The organism is Fimbriimonadaceae bacterium (genome assembly GCA_019454125.1).
Taxonomy (GTDB): domain Bacteria; phylum Armatimonadota; class Fimbriimonadia; order Fimbriimonadales; family Fimbriimonadaceae; genus JALHNM01.
In genome coordinates, this window is the sequence record CP075365.1 from 778156 (window position 1) to 793827 (window position 15672).

Here is a 15672-nt window from a genome sequence, read left to right on the forward strand (position 1 = left end):
GAGCCTCGCATGTCCTATGACGCCTGAGGCGACCACCATCTTGGTGAGCGTCTTGTTGCTCATCGCCAACGGGTTTTTCGTCCTTGCCGAATACGGCCTCGTCGGTGCGCGCCGTAGCCGCCTCGAGTCCCTGGCCAAGCAGGGCAACCGTTCGGCGAAGCTCTTCCTGCAGGCGGACAAGGAGCTTGCCAAACACATCGCGGGGGTCCAGGTGAGCATCACGATCATGGGCATCTCGATCGGCGCGATCACCGAACCGTTCTTCACGGGCCTTATCGAGAAGCCCCTCTCGTTCTTGCCGGAGAGCCTGGTCCGCATGATCGCGATCGTCGCCGTCGCCTACCCGCTCGTGGTCTTCGGAGAGCTGGTCCCGAAGTATTGGGCGCTGCAGCAGCCGGAGCGCGCCGCAATGGTGACGATCGGGCCGCTCCGGTTCTTCAACGCGTTGCTGGCGCCGCTCGTGGCCTTAACTCGGTGGACCGGCGAGTTCTTTTTGAAACGACTGGGGATCGACGTGAGCCGGGTCGAGCACGGGGTCACTCGGGAAGAACTGGCTCTGCTTGTGCGGTCGAGTATCGACGAGGGGCAGTTCGAGGCTGAGCAGGCGAAGATGATCAACCGGGCGCTACGGCTGGACAAGCTCGACGCCGCCGACGTCATGATCCACCGCCTCGACATCAAGTGGCTGCCCGCCGGGCTCAACCGCGAGGAACTCGGCGAGGCGCTCAAGGCGTTCCCGCACTCGCGGATCCCGGTCTGCCAGGATGACATTGACGAAGTCCTCGGGATCGTCTATTTGCAGGACATCGTGAAGCACTGGGGCGACCCAGGCTTCTCACTCGCGAGCGTCACGCGGCCGGCAGAGTTCGTACCGGAGAGTCTGACTTTGGACCGGGTCGTGCAGCGCATGCGAGAGGCACGCACCCAGATCCTCATCGTCCGGGACGAGTACGGCGGCACTTCCGGATTGATGACCTTGGAGGACGTCGTCGAGGAGATTTTTGGCGAGCTGGAGGACAGCCTTGAAAGCGAACGGCCGCCCATCGAGCGGACTTCCCGGGCGCGCGTCACCGCCCGAGCGGACGTGCGGTATGACGAGTTGCTCGACTTCTTGGGCCTCGATGAGGAAGGGGGGGCGTTGACGACGGAGACCCTCGCTGAGATCGTCGTCAACAGCCTCAGCCGCCTGCCAAAGACCGGCGACCGGGTGGAGATCCCCGTTGGCACCTTGATCGTCGAGAACATGTCGCGAAGGCGCATCACGCGGATCGCGCTCATCGAACCGACCCGGCCCGTCGAGGAAGTTTAGAGACCCTCGAACCCACCGCGCCGGACCAGGGCCGCAAGCCCTTCGATGTCCGCCGTCGTCGACCGGTCGGCTTCCAGCGGGGGGACGATCGCACGCACGCGCTCAAAGGCTTGGTCTGCCCCGATCCCGGGTTTAAGCGGTCTGCGGTGGTCGAGGCCGACCGCGGCGCACATCAGTTCGATCGCGACCATCAGTTCGCAGAGCTCCACGATCCGCTTCAGCTTGAGGGCGGCGCCCATGCCCATGCTGACGTGGTCCTCCTTTCCGGCGGAGGTCGGGAGGTTGTCGATGCTGGCGGGGTGGGCAAGGGTCTTGGCCTCGTTCAAGAGGGCCACCATCACGACCTGCGGGATCATCATGCCGCTCGAGGTGCCCGCGTCCTTGCTGAGGAAGGGGGGCAGGCCCTCGCTCAGGTCTGGGTTCACCAGGCGCTCGACCCGCCGCTCGGTGATGCTGGCGAGGTCGGTGATGGCAATGGCGGCAAAGTCGAAGGCGTGGGCAAGCGGGGCGCCGTGGAAGTTGCCGCCGCTCACGACTTCGGGATTGTCGTCTGTGAAGACGAGGGGGTTGTCCGTCGCGGCGGCCGTCTCCCGTTCGACCACGGTCGTGGCGAAGCGGAGCGCGTCGCGGCACGCACCGTGGACCTGGGGGGCACAACGCAAGGAATAGGCGTCCTGGACCCGGGGATCGCCGGTCCGGTGCGACTCGCGGATCTCGCTCTCGCGCAAGAGGTGTCGAAGGTGGGCAGCGACCTCGATCTGTCCCGGGGCCCGACGCCCTTCGTGTATGCGGGGGTCGAAGGCGGCGGGCGTTCCTAGGAGCGCCTCCAGGGTCATCGAACACGCGACGTCGGCCGCGCGGGCGACGCGCCAAGCCCGGTGCAGGGCCAGACCCCCAACGGCCCCCATCGCCTGGGTGCCGTTGAGAAGCGCGAGCCCCTCTTTCGCCTCAAGCTCAAGGGGCGTGAGGCCGGCCGCGGCGAGGGCCTCTGGAGCGGGCATCCGACTGCCCCGGAGGCAGCACTCGCCCTCTCCGATCAGACCCAGGGCGAGATGGGCGAGGGGGGCGAGGTCACCGGAAGCCCCGACCGATCCGCGCGAGGGCACGACGGGCAAGACATCGGCGCGGAGGAGGGCCAAGAGCTTTTCGGCCACAAGGGGACGCGCGCCGCTAAAGCCGAGCGCGAGCACGTTGGCCCGGAGGAGAATCATGGCGCGGGTCTCCTCTGGGCTGAGCGGTTCGCCGACCCCGCACGCGTGAGACCGGACCAGATTCACCTGGAGCTGTTTGAGCTGGTCGTCCGGGACGCGCACGTCGCTCAACTTGCCAAAGCCGGTGTTCACCCCGTAGCACGGGTCGCCCTTGCCGACAATGCCCTCGACCAGGGCACGGGAGCGCTGCATCCGCTCGTGTGCGGAGGGGTCGAGAACCGGGCCCACGCCGCCCTCGGCGACGCGGGCCAGTTCGTCTAATGTGACCTCTCGGCCCGTGACCTCGTTCACGGGGACGATTCTACGGCTATTTGGCCACGGCTTGCGGCACGAAGATGTTCATGGACCGGGCGGCTTTGGCCGGTTGCGTCTGGGCGCTGGCCGGTTTCGTGTAGGGCACCAACTCGACGCGTCCCGACGAATAGACCACGAGCGCGACGAACCCTTCGAACGGCTCAGGGCGGGGGCTCCAACCCTCGTCGAGCTTGCCGCCCGAGTTTCCGACGACGATCTGGAAGAACCGGGTGCCTTCCCGCAGGGAGGTCAGCGAGTACTGGCCCGGTCGGCCGCAGATGTAGCCCGCGAACTTGGGATTGGTCAAGAGGAGGTTGCGCACGGCGGCCGCCTCGGGGGAGGCGACCCACTCAAGGTCCGCGTCCGTCAGGCCATCGTCGATGTTCGGCTTGGCGATCGGGTCGCTGCCGAAGACGATGATGGAGTCGACGTTCTGGTCGAGGAGGGTCGGCTTCAGCCGGTCTTGGAGCCAGATGAGGTCGACGCGGCCCTTCTTGCCGAAACTTTGGGGCGTGACGGTATCCAAGAAAACCATCATGGTGCGGCCCACCATGGTCGTATAGTTGGCGGGGCCGGTGGTCTCGGTCTTCGGGAAGACGCCGTTCTCGGCCGCCCAGGCGCGCCACGTCTTGAGGGACTCGGTGTCGACGCCGGCGGCGGAGCCGACTTCGGGCCCCACGGTCGGCGCGATCTTTGTCTGCAGGCCGGATTGCTTGGCGAGTTCGGAGAACGCCTTGAGGCGTTCGGCCAGGCCCTGGCCCCCCGGGGCGACTCCGCCCACTGGGATCAGCATCGCGGGCGGGGAGACGAGCCCGTTCATGTCCTTGAAGGACTGCTGCAAGAGGTCTGTGGCGAGGGTGCCGTCGGGCCGGACAAGGTTTCCGACGACGGCGAAGACGGCGCTGATCGCTTCTTCGGAGGCGACCGATGCGGGGGCGGTCGTCCCCTCAAACTTTTTGACCCGTTGCGGGACCTGGTTCGAGGTCTGGGCGACGGCGGGAAGGGTTAGTAAGGCGATTGCGGTGAGGGCAAGGAACCGCAGCCTCGTGGAGTGGGCGATCCTCTCGAGGTTAAGCATGCTTCTAGTGTGACGCCTCAAACTGCGGGCCGTCACTGACCGCTCCGGGACCTTGGTCTCGGTTAAAATAGCGAGAGCCATGCCGGGGCGAGCGATTTATCCGGGTTCCTTCGACCCTCCCACCCTTGGACACCTCGACATCGTCGAGCGGGCCGCCACGATCTTCGACGAATTGGTGGTGGCGGTCGGGGTCAACTCGGAGAAGGGGCGTTTCCTCTCCTCGGAGGAGCGCGTGGAGAGCCTTCGGGAGTGCACCGGCCATCTGGCCAATGTGCGGGTCAGGGCGTTCGACGGCCTGCTCGTCGAGTTCGCCCGGGCTGAACGGGCGAAAATCTTGGTCCGCGGACTGCGCGCCGTGAGCGACTATGAGTACGAGTTTCGGGTGGGCATGGCGAACCGCCGACTTGCCCCCGAGATCGAGACCCTGTTCCTGATCGCGCGGGACGAGTATTCGTTCCTTGCGAGCTCGGTCGTGCGGGAGGTCGCCCGCCTGGGCGGGGACTATGCTGGGTTCGTACCGGAACCCGTCGCCAGGCGTATTAAGGACAGGTTGGGAGCCTAAGGGCGCTGTGGGACGTCCTTTTTCGGTAGAAACCTTAGTGCCGTGCGGCGAGTACCGGAGCCAAGCCGTGATAAACTCCAAGTCCTTCCCGGAAGTTGCAATGTTGTCGAAGAAAGACTCCACCATAGAGACGCTGCGCCTGCTTGACAATCTCCGCAAGCAAGCGGAAAAGCCCCGGACCTACTTTGGCGTCGCCTTCGGCTACAACAAAGAAGACTACGTGATGCAGATCGAGAAGATCAAAGCGACTCTGCCTCGCGACGTGCGCGACGCGGCCAGCATGGCCAAGGAGAGCGAGCGGATCCTGGAATCGGCCCGCGAAGAGGCGGAGACGCTCGTGGACCAAGCCCAGGCACAAGCCGAACGCGTCGTCCAGGAGGCGCGCCAAGAATCCGAGCGGATGCTTGAGCAGGCCCGTCTGCGCCAGGAGCAGATGGTGAGCGAGGGCGAGATCCTCAAGATCGCGAAGGCGCAGGCTGAAGAAGTCCGGAACACGGCCGAGCGGGAGAGCAACCAGATGCGGCGTGGAGCCGACCGGTATGCCCACGACGTCTTGGAGAACCTGGAGCGCGTCGTCGGTCGTGTGCTAAGCCAGGTCGAGTCGGGGCGGCAAGAGCTTGAAAAGGCGGACAACGGGCCCTTGCCCGCGACACGCGAGAAAGTCAAAGCCTAAGGCCGCTCTCGCCTCGCCGTCCATAGGAAAGGTCTAACTTCTTTCGGGCCGCCGTTCCGTAAAGTGACCGTAAGAGTACCGGGTTGCGCAAGCCATTAAGAAAAGCGGCCCCCGGGGAAATGGGGGCCTTGCTGTGGGGTTTTAGTAGCGCAAGCGCCACTAGTTCTATTTTCCGTCTATTTTGGTATCGCACGTCAAGGAGTAGGACCACTTTCTTTCAAAATACATCTCATATTGTCCTCCTTTCCAGATAATTTTCGTGGAATATCACTCCATCCGGCATTTCGCTAGAAACTGTCTAGTATTTGTTCGGCTTCCTTACGGGCCCTCCACGCCGTGCCAGGGATCCTGAACAGCGGGGATAATCCGGGGCGTGGACGAGTCCGTCATCGTCGTCGGCGCCGGCCTTTCCGGATTGGTCTGCGCGCGCGCCCTCACCCGTGCGAACAAGCGCGTGACCGTCATCGACCGGCTGGGCCACGTCGGAGGGCGGGTCTGGACGAACGAGGTCGACGGGTTTCGCATCGACCAGGGCTTCCAAGTCCTCTTCAACGCTTACCCGAACGCCCGGCGCGAGCTGGATTTTGCCAAGCTCGGCTTCCGCAAGTTCACCCCTGGGGCGCTGGTCCACTGGAACGGCCGCTTGGAAGCGGTGATGCGCGACGACTATATCCATATGGCATTCACAGGCTTTCTCGGGTTACGCGACAAGATGCGGATCGCCCAGTTTTCGAGTGAATCGGTCGGCCGCAAGTTCGAACAGTGTTGGGAATTGGAGGACGTCTCGGCCCTCGTCTTCTTGCGTCGGTATGGGTTTGGCGAGAGCTTCATGGAGCGATTTGCCCGGCCCTTCTTCGGCGGGGTGTTCCTGGACCGCGAACTTTCTGTCTCCGCGCGAAACCTTGCCTTTATCTGGAAGGCGCTTTCCCTTGGGGATACGGGTGTGCCGGAGAGGGGGATGGCGGCCGTCGCCACACAGATAGCGGACGATATTCCAAGCGACCGGCTTTGGCTGGGCACGGAAGTCGCCAAGCTCGACATGGAGGGCGGCACTTGCCGGGGGGTCGTCCTTGCCAACGGTGACCGCGTGGCGGCCACGAAGGTGGTCGTCGCCACCGACCCGGCCGAGGAGGCGCGACTCACCGCGCAACCCGTGGACACGGCTGGAAGGGGCTGCACCACAGTCGCCTTCGACGCGACGATGCCGCCGACCGAAGATCCGATCTTGATCGTGAACGGCAACTTTCCGGGCCGGGTCCAGCACGTCGCACCTATGACCAACGTCGCGAGGTCGCTGGCTCCGCCGGGACGGCACTTGGTGACGGCGACGATCCTGGGCACGCCGCCTATGAGCGACGCCCGCCTCGCGGGGGACGTGCAGTACGAGCTCCAAGAGTGGTTCCCGGATGCGGACGTCAGTTCCTGGCGGCCCTTGCGGGTGGACCGCATCCCGTTCGCCCAGGCCGCCGACCATCCGGGCGCACGGAAATCGGAGCCGGGCCCGACGTCCACCCCGGGGCTCTATCTCGCGGGAGAGGCCACGACGTACTCGGGAATTGACGGCGCGATCCTCTCCGGCCGCAAGTGCGCCCAGGCGCTGCTTCAGTCCGGGGATATGGCCGGCGCATGAGGGTCGGCATCGTCGGGGCGGGGATCTCTGGACTGGGCGCGGCGCGTGAGCTTGCAAGGAACGGGCACGAGGTGGTCGTCTTCGAGAAGTCGAAGGGGGTCGGTGGCCGGTGTGCCACCCGGCGCGTGAACGGCTACGTCTTCGACACCGGCGCAACGTCCATCGCCCCGCGCAGCCAAGCTCTGAACGACGCCATCCTAAACCAGCTCGACCGGACGGACCTTGTCATCATCGACAAGCCGATCTACACCCACGACGGCTCGCGCATCCTGCGGGGCTCCATGGGGAAGGGACTGGCCGAGCGTTACTGCTATGCCCCGGGAATCTCGAAGCTGGGCAAGCTGCTCGCGGAGGGGCTGGACGTCCGGCTGGAAGCCGAGGTGACCGCGATCGAGCGGCCCGGGGACGGTGGCTTCTGCCTGGCGGGAGAGGTTTTCGACGTGGTCGTGCTGACCGCGCCCGCCCCCCAGGCGGAAGCACTCTTGCGCAATGCGCGCGACACCAGGAAGCTCGCGAACGCCAAGTACCGGCCGTGCCTCAGCGTCCTCCTCGGCTATGAGACACCGCTCGAGACGCCCTACCACGCGCTGATCGAACCGGACCAGCGACTTCCCCTGACCTGGCTGAGCGTGGAGACTATGAAGGTGCCGGGCCACCGGGCGCCTGGGCTCGGGACCGCGTTGGTCGCCCAGATGAGCCCTTCTTACAGTCGGTTGCGCTTTGAAGCGACTGCAGACCGCATCATCGACGAGACCTTGATCGATGTCGTGCGGTTGCTAGGCCAGCCCTTCCAGACGCCGGACGTCTCGGACGTGAAGCGTTGGCGGTACAGCCAGCCCGAAACGACCGCTTCGTTCGAATCGGCAAATCCGCCCGGGACACGGCTGGTCGTCGCGGGGGACGGCCTGCTCGGGGGCCGGATCGAACTCGCCTATGAGACGGGCCTCCGTGCCGCCCGTCATATCCAAGGATTGAACTCATGACCGCGCCCCTCGCCCTTCTCGCCTCTTTACTCTCCGCGCCGCTCTCCGAGACCATGATGAGCGTCGTGGGCGCCGACGGCATGTCAGGAAGCGCCACCGTCATTAACCAGCTCCTGCCCGATGGCGGCAAGTATGTGCGGCTGAGCCTCGTGATGACTTATGAGAACGGGGCGCGGGCGGACGTGGTCCAGGAATCCACCTACGACCCCAAGGGGCGGCCCGTGCGCTTCCTGCAGACCGTCACCGGGCTCGGCAAGCGGAACACCATGGTCACCGAGTTCGACGAGGCCGGCGCGCACGTCACGATCGACCCGGCAAAGCCCCCCGCGAACGTGAAGTGGCCCGAAGGGCCGCTCGACGACCCCAGCCAGTTCTGGTTCGTGAAAACTCGGCCGAAGGTCGGTCAAACGGTGAAGTTTCTCCGCTTCCGTCCGGCGAAGCTCGACTGGGTCGAGTCCGCCGTGACCTATATAGGGACGCGCGAGGCGGTGATCCTCGGAAAGCTCGTGACGGGCAACGTCGTGCGGGTCGACGGAGCGGACGCCTTGCTCGACGACTCGGGCGACCCCCTCCGCTTGGAGGTCAGCGGCGTGACCTTCGAGCGGTCGGCAGGTGTAGACTCCGACAAATGAGTGACACTCCCATTCGCGTCTGCTTAGTCGGGGCCGCGGGGAAGATGGGCCGCCATGTCCTGCGCGCCTTGGGGACGGACCGTCGGTTCCAGGTCGTCTCGGCCATCGACCGCCAATCCATCGGCCAGTCCTGCCGGGAGATCGCGGGGCCCGAATCGCCGGACTTGGTGATCGGCGACGCAGTGGGCGCGGCCTTGGAGGCCACCCCTACCGACGTCCTCGTCGACTTCACCCACCCCAGCGCGGCCGCAGCCCACGCCCAATCTGCCCTGAAGCGGCGCGTCCCCCCGGTCATTGGCACGAGCGGACTGAGCAACGAGGACGTCGCCTGCGTCCGCGACGCCTGCAACGAGTTCCAGACCCCGGCGATGATCGTCCCCAACTTCGCGATCGGCGCCCTGCTCATGATGCGCTTTGCCGAGATGGCGGCCGCTTGGATGCCGTTCGTCGAGGTCATCGAGTATCACAACCCGGCCAAGGCCGACGCTCCCAGCGGCACCGCCATCCACACGGCCGAACTGATCAAGGCGGCGCGGCAGAAGGCGGTCGGCCATGGGAGCTCCGTGGAGAAGTTTCCCGGTGCCAGGGGCGCGGACGTGAAGGGCGTGCGGGTCCACTCCGTCCGGCTGCCCGGGCTGGTCGCCCACCAGGAGATCCTCTTTGGCGGGGATGGGGAGCAGCTCACGTTGCGCCACGACTCGCTCGACCGGGTGTCGTTCATGGAAGGGGTGAAGCTGGCCTGCCTGGAGGTCCGCTCCTTCACGGGACTCGTCACCGGGCTCGACAAGGTCATGTTCCGCTGAGCCGACCGCAACGGTCTAGGCTAGAGGAACCCCTTGGGCCAGCCAACGTTATATACTAAGGAAGACTGGGGGCGAAAGGGTTCGACAGGGTCGGATCGAGCACCGGTTGCGAGCCGAGGAGCCGCTGGCCTCGTAAAAAGCGGCAAAAAAGTAAACGCGAACAACAACTTCGCTTACGCTGCTTAATTAGCAGTGCGCTGACCGGAACCTTGCTGACGGGGTCCGCCACCAGTGTCGCAAAAGTCGGCTCGAAGGAAGGGCTTCGGTCCGTAGCCTGACCTTCTAAACTAAACCGGACTAGGCGGAAGCCTTGTGGGCCTCTAGGTAGGGCCCCGCCGAATTCTTCTAGAGGAGACGCTCGTGGTGACCTATGCGGCGACGATTTTGGAACGGGGTTCAATTCCCCGCGCCTCCACCAGCTTTTGAACCTAGCCTTGGGCTAGGGGTGACAGTCAAACCCCGTTGAGCTGTCACCCCTAGACAAAGCTTTGCTTGTCGTTCATGTGAAATCCTATGCAATGCTATAGGTCGATCAGAACCCTCCAGAGGGCAATGATCGTAAACCGATATAAGGACAAATGCCAGACACGGATCGGATTTTAGAGATTCTGCGGCTGACGAAGGTTGGCAGGAAGGAAGAGCGAGAACGTGCGCGTCGCGTGGTTGCTCTGGTCAGCCGGTTGTCCATGGCTGGGCTGATCGATGCGCATGCGGCCGAAAAACTCACATCTCGCGCAGTCGCGAGGATGATGGCTTCAACGTTCACCCTAAGTCCCCAACGGCGCAAGACACTGAAGGCGGTCTACTCAAGGAGCTTCCGCGAGTTCTCTTATGTCAAACAAGCCACTGTCGGCCGAAACAAGTAAGAATTCAGGTGAAAGTCCGGACGAGCAGGCCGTTACTCGCGCCGAACTAAAGGAGTTTGCGGCCAGCTTTCTTGCCGAAAGCCTAAGTTTGGAGTCTCCTTACGAGCCGCCAATTGAACGCACCTGGTCGGGAGATCACACCGAGAAGTGGCTTGAGAGCATGTCTGCGGATTTGAAGCGAGTACGCGACAACGAGCAGGAAAAGTACCGATTGGCGTTTGCCGGTTTCCTTGTCGTGCTTGGCGTTGCGACGGCGCTAGTTCTAATGGGTCATAAGGATATAGTTTCGAACTCCTTTCCTTTCATTTGTGGAGGAGGCGGACTCGCGTGGGGATCCTATTGGTTCGGAAGACAAAAGGGCCAGTCCTAACCGCCGAGCCTGCGGAAATAACCCAGCATCTCATCTCCTCGATCCTCGAGGTACAGCATCGTCGTCTTTATGCTGGAGTGCCCCAGCACGGCCCGCTGAATGAAGGTCTCGGGTACACCGGCGGCCCGGAGGTTCGTAGCCGCGGAGTGCCTCAGGTCGTGGAAGCGGACTCGAGGGACGCCGGCCTCTTTGCAGAGCTCTGGCATCTGTTCTGAGACCCATTCGGGATGGACGGGCTTGCCCTTGTGGCAGAAGAGATAGACAGCGCCTTCGGGTGCAAATGCGAGGAGCCGCTCACCCCATGGCCTGGGGACGACCAAGACTCTCGCTTGGCCACGCTTCTTGCCCTTGAGCCGCTCTTCCTCACCGTGCGGCTGCCGGTTGAAGCGGACGGAAACGACGGCCCGATCCTCGAGCAGCTCGACGTTCGGGATCTTTAGCCCGCACACCTCGTCCCGTCGAAGAGCGAGGGTGCCGGCCGCAAAGACCGGGCCTTCCATGTCGCTGCCGGCTGCCGCATCGAGGAGCTGCCGATACTGGGCCGGATCCAGCGTAGTGGCCACGAAGGCTTCCGTCTCAGGCAGGGCGACCAGGCGGTGGTCGCGGTGAGATATCCGGCCCGTCTTGTGGGCGAGCTCCATCGCCGAGGCTAAGACGCCGAAGACGTTATGGACAGACTTGGCCGAGCCGAGCTGCTCCGTAAGAGACGCCACCCAGGGCTGAAGTACTTCGAGGCGCAGGTCGACCAGCTTCAATGGCTGAAGCGGCGCGATCCACTTGTCGAGAGCTCGTTTGTAGCCCTTCCGCGTGGCCAAGGTCGTGCGGCCAGGCGTTTTGAGGACTGGCCACCAAACGGTCTGGACGAACTCGGCGAGCGATCCCGGCGGCAGGTCGGGCGGGCCCTCGATGTACTCGGCCATCTTTCGCTCGACGATAGCGCAGCCTTCTTCGCCCTCGACCTTGCTACGGAACCACTTTCGCGACTTGCCCGAGCCCACGCTGGCTTCCCAACGCCGATTGGCTTCGTCCCACCTCGGCTTCATCATCGGCGATTATCCTCCTAACGATCTCGTCTGCGAGCCGCTCGACCTCGCTTCTGGCAAAAAGGCCGGTCTCCTTGTCCCGGTGCAGCCGCCCCTCGACCAGGTAGCGCGTGAAGCGCCTGCGGGTCGCCCGCAGGTACTCCATGGCTTCCGATTGGGTCATTAGAGGCGATGAGACCATTCAGAACGCCACCTTCCGAATGTGCTTGAGGTAGCCCCGGCAAAGCCGGTGCGGACGGACGCTCTCTCCCAGCAGCTCACAGTTCTTGGCGTTGCAGGCAGCGAGCGCCTCCATAAGCTGTACGCAACGATGGACCAGCGCGAGGTGCGCGTCGTCGAGCGGCAGCTTGGCCCAGGAGCCGCCCGGAAGCTGCTCCTCGATCTGGTACAGGCCCGAGACGACGACGAGCCGCCTGGCCCTCTTGCTGGCGCTCTCCGGCAGCCCGCAAAGGACGTCGGTGGAGTCGGTGAGCGCTTGGTTCACTAATCATCCCCTTCTGCGTCTTCCGTGGCTTCCGGAACGATCCCGATCATCCGGTCGGTCTTGGCCCTTGGCGCGTGGCAAAGGGTGCGACTCGGGTTAAGCGATAAGACGGCGAAACCTTCGGCAAGCCCTAATTCGGGGTTGTCCTGCAAGACATAGCCGACGGTGACGTCGATATAACGCCCCGTTGTGGCGCCTAAGCTGGTGACCTCGACCAAAATAAGGCGGTCGCCCTTCTTGAAGTTTCGGTCGTTCCTCCTGATCTCGAAGTGCTTATTGCCGGCCTTGACCGATTTGAAGTAGGGCCGCGAGGTTTTAAGGACGTGGACTTTAGCCATTGCCGCCCCCGCTCATGATCTCTGCCAGGATAAGGGCTAAGAACCCGAGGACGGAAAGGCGGAAACAGACACCCTCTTTGGCTTCGCCGCACAGGACGACCGATAGCCATAGGGACGCGCCACCGTAAATGACCAAGAAGATGCCGAAGACACACCGGGCGATAGACGCGACGTCAGCCATTGCCGCCCTCCACTTGCCGGAACGTGAGTACCCCGACTTTGGGGTTATCAGCGAAAAGGCGCTTTTTGCCGTTGATGGAGTCCCACAGGTCTCGAAAAGCAATAATCGCGCCGTGGTCCTCTGTGTACCCCCGGTCGGTTAACCAATTCTTTATGCAGATGTCATGGTCTAAGTAACGAGCGGCGTCTAACGACGTGTAGCCACAAAGTGGGCAAGTAATTCCCTCGCATAGCGCATCCCGGATGCTGATGTCCTGCAACCGCTCTTCATAGGCGTCCTCGGTCGCCTCCAGCGTGATCCGGGAGAAGCGGCGGGGCATAAAGATTGACGGTCGCCATTGGTAGTTTCGCCCAAGCCTGATGTATTCGCGCCTGGTCTCTTCCCCTTCAAGGCTCGTGGACGCCTTATACGCGCATTTGTCATCAATAACGTGGTCAATATCAAATGACATCCACGTTTCCTTAACCCATAGAAGGTCGCCTTTCTTGACCTTCAGCCACTTCTTGTCCAGACGCCTTGTCTGCGTCTTCTTGCCGTCCAGGATCGCCCGCACCATAGGGCCGCTGAAGATGATCGGGTACTCAGCCATTGCCGCCCTCCTTCACCTAAGCCCCTCCGGGAAAAGGAGCGGCGTGGCGACGACGTCGGGGCCGATATAACGAAGGAGCCCGAGCCCGCTTAGCTTGCTTAGGTTGTTCCGATAGCTCGAAGACGTCGCGCTCTGGCCCGTTGCCGTCGCCAGGGCCGAACGGTGGATCCCGTCCGGGTAATGATCGATAAGTCGGGTGAGCATCCGCCCTTGCGGGCCGCTCAGCTTCGATTTCCATGCCCGGTGAAGGTCGGCGAGGCTCGCGGGCGATTCCACCTCGCCGGCCGCTTCCCGCCCTGCCTTGGTTACCGCTTGGGTCATGAGGGGCGATTGGATCACGGCTCAGCCGGTCCTCCGGTAGTCGCGGACGATCAGGCTCTGAGCGTTCGCCCTGACGAGTGCTTCCGCCACGGGCGGGCTGACCGAGTTGCCGACCATCCTGACTTGCGCGGTCTTTGTGAGCGGCTTGCCGTCTGCGCCCCGATCGATGATGTAACCGGGACGGAAGCCTTGGGCCAGGTAGAGCTCGCGCGGCTGGAGCATCCGCATGGCGATGTCGTCGACCACGAAGGTCTGTTCGTCGATATCGACCGTGACCAAGCCGAATCGGTCGCAAGTCGAGACGGTGTGAACTGGCTCGTCAACGGGGGCCCCGGTAGCGGTGCCGTGGTACTTGGCAAGGAAACTAGCGACTAGCGCCGCCTTTCCTTGCCCGCCCCCGGTAACCGTGCCAATCGGATCGCCGGCATGAGAGCCGACGCTCTGGCCGAAGTCGCGCTGGATGTGTGCCGCGACCAGGTTGTGCCTGGCTCCATCGCTCACCACCGTATGGCACGGCTGGTCAGCGCCGTACGAAGGGCTCCTCGAATTGTTGTTCGTGACGAAATGAGCGGCAATCACAGCGTGGTGACCACCCGTCGCGATAGTAGGGGCTGGGGCGTCCGCGGCTCCTCCGCTATGACCGGTGGTGTTCGTCGCAAGATGAGCGGCAACCAAGCCATGGTGCCTTCCGCCTGCAGAGATAGTCTGCAGTGGCCGGTCGATCTCGGCAGCGTCGGCCGTGCCGTGCTGTTCGATCAGGGTCGCAGCGCACAGGCTCTGGAACGATCCGTCGGCGCAGACCGCTCCGTTTGGCTCGTCAAGCGGCCGACCGGCCCCGTTCCTTGAATCGTAGAAACCGCCGTTGTGCTGGGCGAGGAATCCCGCCACCAGCGCGTGGCGGTTCTGTGTGTCGATGGTATGGATCGGATCGTCGACCTCGCATCCGCGAACATCGTCCGGCCCTTTCTCGGAGTGGTAACTACTAAGGCTCGCGGCGACAAGTCCGGCCCCGTTGCCAGAGGGGACGACCACCGGCGACGGCTCTTCGATGGACCGACTTCTAGGTGCTTGGCCCTTCCTCTCGCCGTAGCGGGGCACGAGCAACGGAGAGACCAGGCCGTGCGCGTCCCTTGCGCTGGTGACCGTGCGCATCGGTTCGGAGATGTCCCATGGCCGTTGCCAGTCGCCCCCGTGGTTAAGGGTGACGAGGAAGGGCTTCGGATTGTCGAGTACAAACCGCTTCACCCCTCGTGCGATGCGGCGCATCGTCTTCTCGGCAAGCGGGCGGATCGGCGATGGCCTGCCGAGCTCCTTGCCCCACGCCTTAGCCTCTTCGCGCGTGGCGAAGATCGACAGCAACGGTTCCGACCAGTCGATGCACTCCGCAGCGGCACGGTACGGCTTGGCCCTGCCCGGGCCATGGGTCGGCTCGGGCCAGACGATCGGCCGGCCGTCGCAGCGGGCGATCAAGTAGAGCCGCTTTCGGATGGTCGGCGCCCCATAGTCGCAAGCCCTGAGCTCCCGCCACTCGACCTCGTACCCGTGCTCCTCCAGCGACTTGACCCAGCGGCGGAACGACCTTCCGCGCCTGCGCTTGCACGGTCGCAGCGCATCGGGAGGGCCGACGAGCGGCCCCCAGTCGGCGAACTCCTCGACGTTCTCGAGCATGATCACGCGCGGCCTGACCGTTCCTGCCCATCGAGTGACGACCCAGGCGAGCGCGCGGCGCTTGCTGTTGGCGTGGCGGATCGGCTTGCCGCCCCTTGCCTTGCTGTGGTAGGTGCAGTCCGGACTCGCCCAGAGGAATCCGACCGGCCTCCCCCTTGTAACCTCTCGGGGATCGACCTCGAAGACGTCGCTTACAAGGTGCAACGTCTGGGGATGGTTGGCTTGGTGAAGGGCGACCGCCTCGCGATCGTGGTTGATGGCGATATCGACCATCCGCCCGGTCGCCTGCTCAATCCCGGCCGAAGCGCCGCCACCGCCAGCGAAGAGGTCGACGATTAGCTCTTCATGGACGTCTAGCAGATGCTGCAGGAAGAGGCTCACGCCTGAGCCTCCAAAGCCTCCCGTAGGCGCTTCGCTCTTGTCTGGATACTGTGCGCGGCTGCTTTGTCGTACCTGGCGATGAGCTCCGCTTCTCTTTCCAGTGTGAACGCCAACCTGCTCGACGCTTCCGCGATCCGCTGGGCAGACCTCAGCGCCTGGACCGCTTGCCGTATCATTGCAATCTCCTCGTCTGCCTTCTGCCGAGTCATTCGAGATGTGGCTATGAGTCGAGGGTAGACCCGCTCTCTCATCGCTA

General features: G+C 63.8%; 19 protein-coding genes and 1 other RNA gene. 9 read left to right on the forward strand and 11 right to left on the reverse strand.

What is annotated here, in order from left to right:
* Positions 1-16 precede the first annotated feature (16 nt).
* Complete coding sequence (locus KF733_03785) at positions 17-1309, forward strand: HlyC/CorC family transporter (protein QYK56607.1); 1293 nt, start codon at positions 17-19, stop codon at positions 1307-1309.
* Here the strand turns inward: KF733_03785 and hutH are convergent.
* Both hutH and KF733_03795 read right to left on the reverse strand, forming a co-directional pair.
* The gene (gene hutH, locus KF733_03790) at positions 1306-2811 is read right to left on the reverse strand and encodes a histidine ammonia-lyase (GenBank protein QYK56608.1); all 1506 of its coding nucleotides are present in this window, start codon (positions 2809-2811) and stop codon (positions 1306-1308) included. The genes KF733_03785 and hutH overlap by 4 nt on opposite strands.
* 16 nt (positions 2812-2827) lie before the next feature.
* A complete protein-coding gene (locus tag KF733_03795) occupies positions 2828-3892 on the reverse strand; it encodes a hypothetical protein (GenBank protein QYK56609.1) in 1065 nt (354 codons plus the stop codon).
* Between the two features lie 79 nt (positions 3893-3971).
* Here KF733_03795 and coaD point away from each other — a divergent pair, with 79 nt between their 5' ends.
* The 8 genes from coaD (at position 3972) to KF733_03835 (ending at position 10041) form a co-directional block, all read left to right on the forward strand.
* Complete coding sequence (gene coaD, locus KF733_03800; GenBank protein QYK56610.1) at positions 3972-4454, forward strand: pantetheine-phosphate adenylyltransferase; 483 nt, start codon at positions 3972-3974, stop codon at positions 4452-4454.
* Between the two features lie 100 nt (positions 4455-4554).
* Positions 4555-5127: a hypothetical protein gene (locus KF733_03805; GenBank protein ID QYK56611.1), complete on the forward strand. Its 573-nt coding sequence runs from the start codon at positions 4555-4557 to the stop codon at positions 5125-5127.
* 373 nt (positions 5128-5500) lie between these two features.
* Positions 5501-6757 (forward strand): FAD-dependent oxidoreductase, encoded by a 1257-nt coding sequence (locus KF733_03810; GenBank protein ID QYK56612.1) that lies wholly within the window; start codon positions 5501-5503, stop codon positions 6755-6757.
* Positions 6754-7740, forward strand: a complete 987-nt coding sequence (locus KF733_03815; GenBank protein QYK56613.1) for an FAD-dependent oxidoreductase — start codon at positions 6754-6756, stop codon at positions 7738-7740. The genes KF733_03810 and KF733_03815 overlap by 4 nt, the downstream gene beginning before the upstream one ends.
* The gene (locus KF733_03820) at positions 7737-8372 is read left to right on the forward strand and encodes a hypothetical protein (protein ID QYK56614.1); all 636 of its coding nucleotides are present in this window, start codon (positions 7737-7739) and stop codon (positions 8370-8372) included. The genes KF733_03815 and KF733_03820 overlap by 4 nt, the downstream gene beginning before the upstream one ends.
* On the forward strand, positions 8369-9175 hold the full coding sequence (dapB, locus tag KF733_03825; protein QYK56615.1) for a 4-hydroxy-tetrahydrodipicolinate reductase: 807 nt from the start codon (positions 8369-8371) through the stop codon (positions 9173-9175). Before KF733_03820 ends, dapB begins: the two co-directional genes overlap by 4 nt.
* Positions 9176-9242: 67 nt before the next feature.
* Positions 9243-9593: a transfer-messenger RNA gene (ssrA, locus tag KF733_03830) on the forward strand.
* A gap of 160 nt (positions 9594-9753) precedes the next feature.
* A complete protein-coding gene (locus tag KF733_03835; GenBank protein ID QYK56616.1) occupies positions 9754-10041 on the forward strand; it encodes a hypothetical protein in 288 nt (95 codons plus the stop codon).
* Between the two features lie 366 nt (positions 10042-10407).
* Here KF733_03835 and KF733_03840 read toward each other — a convergent pair whose 3' ends face one another.
* From KF733_03840 to KF733_03880, 9 genes are read right to left on the reverse strand one after another with little or no spacing between them, the layout of a single operon-like run.
* Entirely contained in the window at positions 10408-11454 is a 1047-nt protein-coding gene (locus tag KF733_03840) for a site-specific integrase (protein QYK56617.1), read from the reverse strand.
* Complete coding sequence (locus KF733_03845) at positions 11375-11617, reverse strand: hypothetical protein (GenBank protein ID QYK56618.1); 243 nt, start codon at positions 11615-11617, stop codon at positions 11375-11377. The genes KF733_03840 and KF733_03845 overlap by 80 nt, the downstream gene beginning before the upstream one ends.
* 18 nt (positions 11618-11635) lie before the next feature.
* Positions 11636-11938, reverse strand: coding sequence for a hypothetical protein (locus KF733_03850; GenBank protein QYK56619.1), 303 nt, complete (start codon positions 11936-11938; stop codon positions 11636-11638).
* Positions 11938-12276 (reverse strand): DUF3850 domain-containing protein, encoded by a 339-nt coding sequence (locus KF733_03855; GenBank protein ID QYK56620.1) that lies wholly within the window; start codon positions 12274-12276, stop codon positions 11938-11940. The genes KF733_03850 and KF733_03855 overlap by 1 nt, the downstream gene beginning before the upstream one ends.
* A complete protein-coding gene (locus KF733_03860) occupies positions 12269-12457 on the reverse strand; it encodes a hypothetical protein (GenBank protein ID QYK56621.1) in 189 nt (62 codons plus the stop codon). The genes KF733_03855 and KF733_03860 overlap by 8 nt, the downstream gene beginning before the upstream one ends.
* Positions 12450-13046, reverse strand: a complete 597-nt coding sequence (locus KF733_03865) for a hypothetical protein (GenBank protein ID QYK56622.1) — start codon at positions 13044-13046, stop codon at positions 12450-12452. Before KF733_03865 ends, KF733_03860 begins: the two co-directional genes overlap by 8 nt.
* A gap of 12 nt (positions 13047-13058) precedes the next feature.
* Positions 13059-13367 carry a hypothetical protein gene (locus KF733_03870; protein QYK56623.1) on the reverse strand — a complete coding sequence of 103 codons (309 nt, stop codon included), beginning with the start codon at positions 13365-13367 and terminating at the stop codon, positions 13059-13061.
* A 21-nt stretch (positions 13368-13388) separates the two neighbouring features.
* Positions 13389-15416: a DNA cytosine methyltransferase gene (locus tag KF733_03875; protein ID QYK56624.1), complete on the reverse strand. Its 2028-nt coding sequence runs from the start codon at positions 15414-15416 to the stop codon at positions 13389-13391.
* Positions 15413-15625: a hypothetical protein gene (locus KF733_03880; protein ID QYK56625.1), complete on the reverse strand. Its 213-nt coding sequence runs from the start codon at positions 15623-15625 to the stop codon at positions 15413-15415. Before KF733_03880 ends, KF733_03875 begins: the two co-directional genes overlap by 4 nt.
* Between the last annotated feature and the right edge of the window lie 47 nt (positions 15626-15672).

What these genes read in the sequence shown, in the direction of transcription:
- KF733_03880 (QYK56625.1), bottom strand. Translation starts at nt 15,625, where the DNA reads ATGACTCGGCAGAAGGCAGACGAGGAGATTGCAATGATACGGCAAGCG.
- coaD (QYK56610.1), top strand. Translation starts at nt 3,972, where the DNA reads ATGCCGGGGCGAGCGATTTATCCGGGTTCCTTCGACCCTCCCACCCTT.
- KF733_03860 (QYK56621.1), bottom strand. Translation starts at nt 12,457, where the DNA reads ATGGCTGACGTCGCGTCTATCGCCCGGTGTGTCTTCGGCATCTTCTTG.
- KF733_03855 (QYK56620.1), bottom strand. Translation starts at nt 12,276, where the DNA reads ATGGCTAAAGTCCACGTCCTTAAAACCTCGCGGCCCTACTTCAAATCG.
- KF733_03785 (QYK56607.1), top strand. Translation starts at nt 17, where the DNA reads ATGACGCCTGAGGCGACCACCATCTTGGTGAGCGTCTTGTTGCTCATC.
- KF733_03870 (QYK56623.1), bottom strand. Translation starts at nt 13,367, where the DNA reads ATGACCCAAGCGGTAACCAAGGCAGGGCGGGAAGCGGCCGGCGAGGTG.
- KF733_03865 (QYK56622.1), bottom strand. Translation starts at nt 13,046, where the DNA reads ATGGCTGAGTACCCGATCATCTTCAGCGGCCCTATGGTGCGGGCGATC.
- KF733_03795 (QYK56609.1), bottom strand. Translation starts at nt 3,892, where the DNA reads ATGCTTAACCTCGAGAGGATCGCCCACTCCACGAGGCTGCGGTTCCTT.
- KF733_03845 (QYK56618.1), bottom strand. Translation starts at nt 11,617, where the DNA reads ATGACCCAATCGGAAGCCATGGAGTACCTGCGGGCGACCCGCAGGCGC.
- KF733_03805 (QYK56611.1), top strand. Translation starts at nt 4,555, where the DNA reads ATGTTGTCGAAGAAAGACTCCACCATAGAGACGCTGCGCCTGCTTGAC.
- KF733_03840 (QYK56617.1), bottom strand. Translation starts at nt 11,454, where the DNA reads ATGAAGCCGAGGTGGGACGAAGCCAATCGGCGTTGGGAAGCCAGCGTG.
- KF733_03815 (QYK56613.1), top strand. Translation starts at nt 6,754, where the DNA reads ATGAGGGTCGGCATCGTCGGGGCGGGGATCTCTGGACTGGGCGCGGCG.
- KF733_03835 (QYK56616.1), top strand. Translation starts at nt 9,754, where the DNA reads ATGCCAGACACGGATCGGATTTTAGAGATTCTGCGGCTGACGAAGGTT.
- dapB (QYK56615.1), top strand. Translation starts at nt 8,369, where the DNA reads ATGAGTGACACTCCCATTCGCGTCTGCTTAGTCGGGGCCGCGGGGAAG.
- KF733_03820 (QYK56614.1), top strand. Translation starts at nt 7,737, where the DNA reads ATGACCGCGCCCCTCGCCCTTCTCGCCTCTTTACTCTCCGCGCCGCTC.